Source organism: Candidatus Cyrtobacter comes, assembly GCF_034470605.1.
Taxonomy (GTDB): Bacteria; Pseudomonadota; Alphaproteobacteria; order Rickettsiales; family Midichloriaceae; genus Cyrtobacter; species Cyrtobacter comes.
Window position 1 is genome coordinate 1 of sequence record NZ_JARGYT010000106.1, and the last position, 3476, is coordinate 3476.

General features: G+C 34.0%; 1 protein-coding gene. It reads left to right on the forward strand.

Annotation, left to right across the window (positions count from 1 at the left end; translation table 11 throughout):
- Positions 1-247: 247 nt before the first annotated feature.
- Complete coding sequence (gene lon / locus Cyrtocomes_RS05600; RefSeq protein ID WP_410519708.1) at positions 248-2614, forward strand: endopeptidase La; 2367 nt, start codon at positions 248-250, stop codon at positions 2612-2614.
- Positions 2615-3476 lie beyond the last annotated feature (862 nt).

Here is a 3476-nt window from a genome sequence, read left to right on the forward strand (position 1 = left end):
GGAAACAACCTTTTATCCATCTAAATACCATATTTATCGCCTCCAATATAATATTGCATCTTTTCCATTATTTGGCAAAACCTTTGTTAACAGTGCCTATATATTTGAGTACATTATATCAATGTTATGATAAAGTGTTGCATGTCTCAATTTAGTGTGCGGGAAAATAATTCTGCCACTACACTTGTCAATAAGTGATTACAACCTATATTTAGGCCTTAGAGTGAATTTTGTTAATAAAAGTAACATGAAAGACCGCTTTCCTGCACTTTTGCTTCGAGACTTGGTGATGTTTCCTGATATGATGGTTACGCTCTTTGTTGGTAGGGAAAAGTCTATTAATGCGCTTGAGAGTGTAGATGATAGCAACACACTTGTTTTAATAACCCAAAAAGATGCTTCCAAAGATATGCCAAAGCAGGAAGAGATATTTTCTGTTGGTGTTTTAGCAAAAATATTACAAACATCAAAAGTACAGGAAGGGACTATAAAAGTTGTTGTTCAAGGTATAAAAAGGGTCAAGATAGATAAGTTATATACAAGGGCAAAAACAATGTATGCTCATGTCTTACCATTGGTAGATGATGATTATACTGATGAAAAAGAGGTGTTGGCACTAAAACGGTCCGTACAAGATAAATTTGAGGAATATTTGTCTATAAATAAAAGGATAAATCCAGAAACAATAAACGATAATATATCTCAAATATCAAATCTTTCTGATTTTTGTAATTTGATTAGCGCGCACCTAATGTTGCCTGTTGATAAAAAGCAGGCCTTATTAGAAATAACTTCAATACCAAAAAAATTGGAGCAGATACTTGTCTATATAGATTCTGAGATAGAGTTATTAAAAGCAGAGGGGAGAATAAGAAATCGTGTCAGAAATCAAATAGAAAAAAATCAAAAGGATTATTATTTAAATGAGCAACTAAAAGCCATTCACAGAGAACTCGGCGAAGAAGATTATAAGGAAGAGCTCATGGTCCTTGAGCAAAAAGTCAAAAGTTCCAAGATGTCTAAGGAAGCAAAAGATACAGCTCTATCTGAAATAAAGAAATTAAAGATGATGAATCAGATGTCTTCAGAAGCATCTGTAATACGAAGCTATGTAGATTGGCTTCTAGAAATACCTTGGAAACAGATATCTAAAATCAATAAAGATATCTCTAAGGCAGAGGACATACTCAATAAGGATCATTATGGCCTTGAAAAGGTAAAAGATAGAATATTAGAGCATATAGCCGTGACGGTTAGGACAAATAATATGAGAGGACCTATAATATGCTTGGTTGGCCCTCCTGGAGTTGGCAAAACCTCCCTTGCAAAGTCCATCGCATCTGCAACTGGTAGGAATTTTGTAAAGATAGCACTAGGTGGAATGAGGGACGAGGCCGAGATACGTGGGCATAGAAAAACATATGTTGGCGCAATGCCTGGTAAGATTATACAAGCTATGAAGAAGGCCAAAACTAGCAACCCTCTAATCTTGTTAGATGAAATAGATAAATTAAGCTTTGATTACAGAGGTGATCCTTCATCAGCTCTTTTAGAGGCACTTGATCCTGAGCAAAACAAGTCGTTTAGCGATCATTACATAGGAGTTAATTATGATCTTTCTAATGTGCTATTCATAGCAACGGCAAATAGTTTAGATCTACCAAGACCTTTACTTGATAGACTTGAGGTAATAAGACTTTCTGGATATACGGATGGCGAGAAGATTAGTATTGCCAAGCAGTACCTAATACCTAAACAAAATAAATTTCATTCTGTTAAAGAAGGGGAAGTTGTATTTGAAGAAGAGGCTATAAAATTTCTTATAGAAAGCTACACTAAGGAGGCTGGAGTTAGGCAGCTTGATAGAGATATTGCAAAAGTCATAAGGAAATTTATTAGAAAGAAGCTTTTGGATAGTAATTACGAAAAACAAATTGTATCCAAAGATAATTTGAAGGATTTTCTTGGATCCGTTAAATATATCAATAATTTTGTAAAAAGCGAAAAGAAGATAGGTATTATGAATGGGCTTGCCTATACTGAAGCCGGCGGTGATATTCTAGAAATAGAATCTGTTGCTATGAAAGGTGACGGAAAAGTTAAGATAACTGGTAAGCTGGGTGATGTAATGAAGGAGTCAGTTGAGACCGCATTGAGCTATGTCAGGTCTAAAGCATTCTTTTTTGGTATAGATGATAAAATATTTAAAGAGACAGATATACATATACATGTCCCAGAGGGAGCCATACCTAAAGATGGCCCTTCTGCCGGTGTTGGTATATGTATATCTATATTATCAACTTTAATTAAAGCGCCTATATACGCTGATATTGCAATCACAGGTGAAATTACTCTTAGTGGCAGGGCGCTAAGAATTGGAGGCTTAAAAGAGAAATTACTAGCAGCGTCAAGATCAAGGGTAAAGAGGGTTATTATTCCTCAAGAAAATCTAAGGGATCTAGAGGAGATACCGTTAGAAATAAGGGGAACACTCGAGATCTTGCCAGTTTCAAATGCAATGGAAGCAATAAATATTGCAATAGATGGGGATTTTGGTACTAGAATTCCTATAGATGATATAAAAACACAGCATACTGATAGGCGTTATTCATAGATCATGATAAAATCGCCATATTAAGCAGTTTAGGTAGAAAACTATATAGTTTTTTACCTAATATATTGGTTCTATATATTTTATATTGTATAAAATCTTTATAGAAAAATATGCGCCAACTAGCTTAACATGAGCTAGTTGGCGCATATGAAAGTTTTATTATATGCATGACAATGCATATATAGATAGCGATAAGTTTCTCTAAAACCATCACATGGAAACAACTATAGCATGGAATTGATGGTAACGTTTTTTGTTAATCTAGTACCTTAGACTCAATTTTTTAGCTTCTATCATGGCAGCTTTATCTATCATCGCTGTTTTATTTTAGGAAAGCGTAGACAACAACATCGCATATACTACAGCCTATGCTAGTTCAGCTTCAATCACTATATAGCTAAAGCGTCATAAAATAGCATTAATCTCATAAATACTATAATTATCACTGAGTTAAGTTTAATCAAATTACTTTTAATGTAATCATTCTATAGTGCTTCCGCTATATATTCTCTCTTTGATATTACTTTGTTATAACTATGGGATTGCTAATCATTGCTAGATATGATTGTAGCAATGATTAGCAATCCTGCACTATAGACACACACATCCCTTGATCAAAAGCATCAAAATTTAAGTGATATATTATATAGCCTAGTCAAAAGAGGTTGAGACAGTTTTTAGCACATAAGCTAGGGTGTCTGTACAAATTTTCTTCTATATTTTCTAACTAAATGCTTAATCTTAAACCAATAATGCTCAATTTGGTTTAAATCTGGTGAGTTAAAAACAATACTTCGCATCCAACTACTGACTTAATCTCCTCTATTACATCTGCATTCTTATGAAACTTTATGTCATCCAT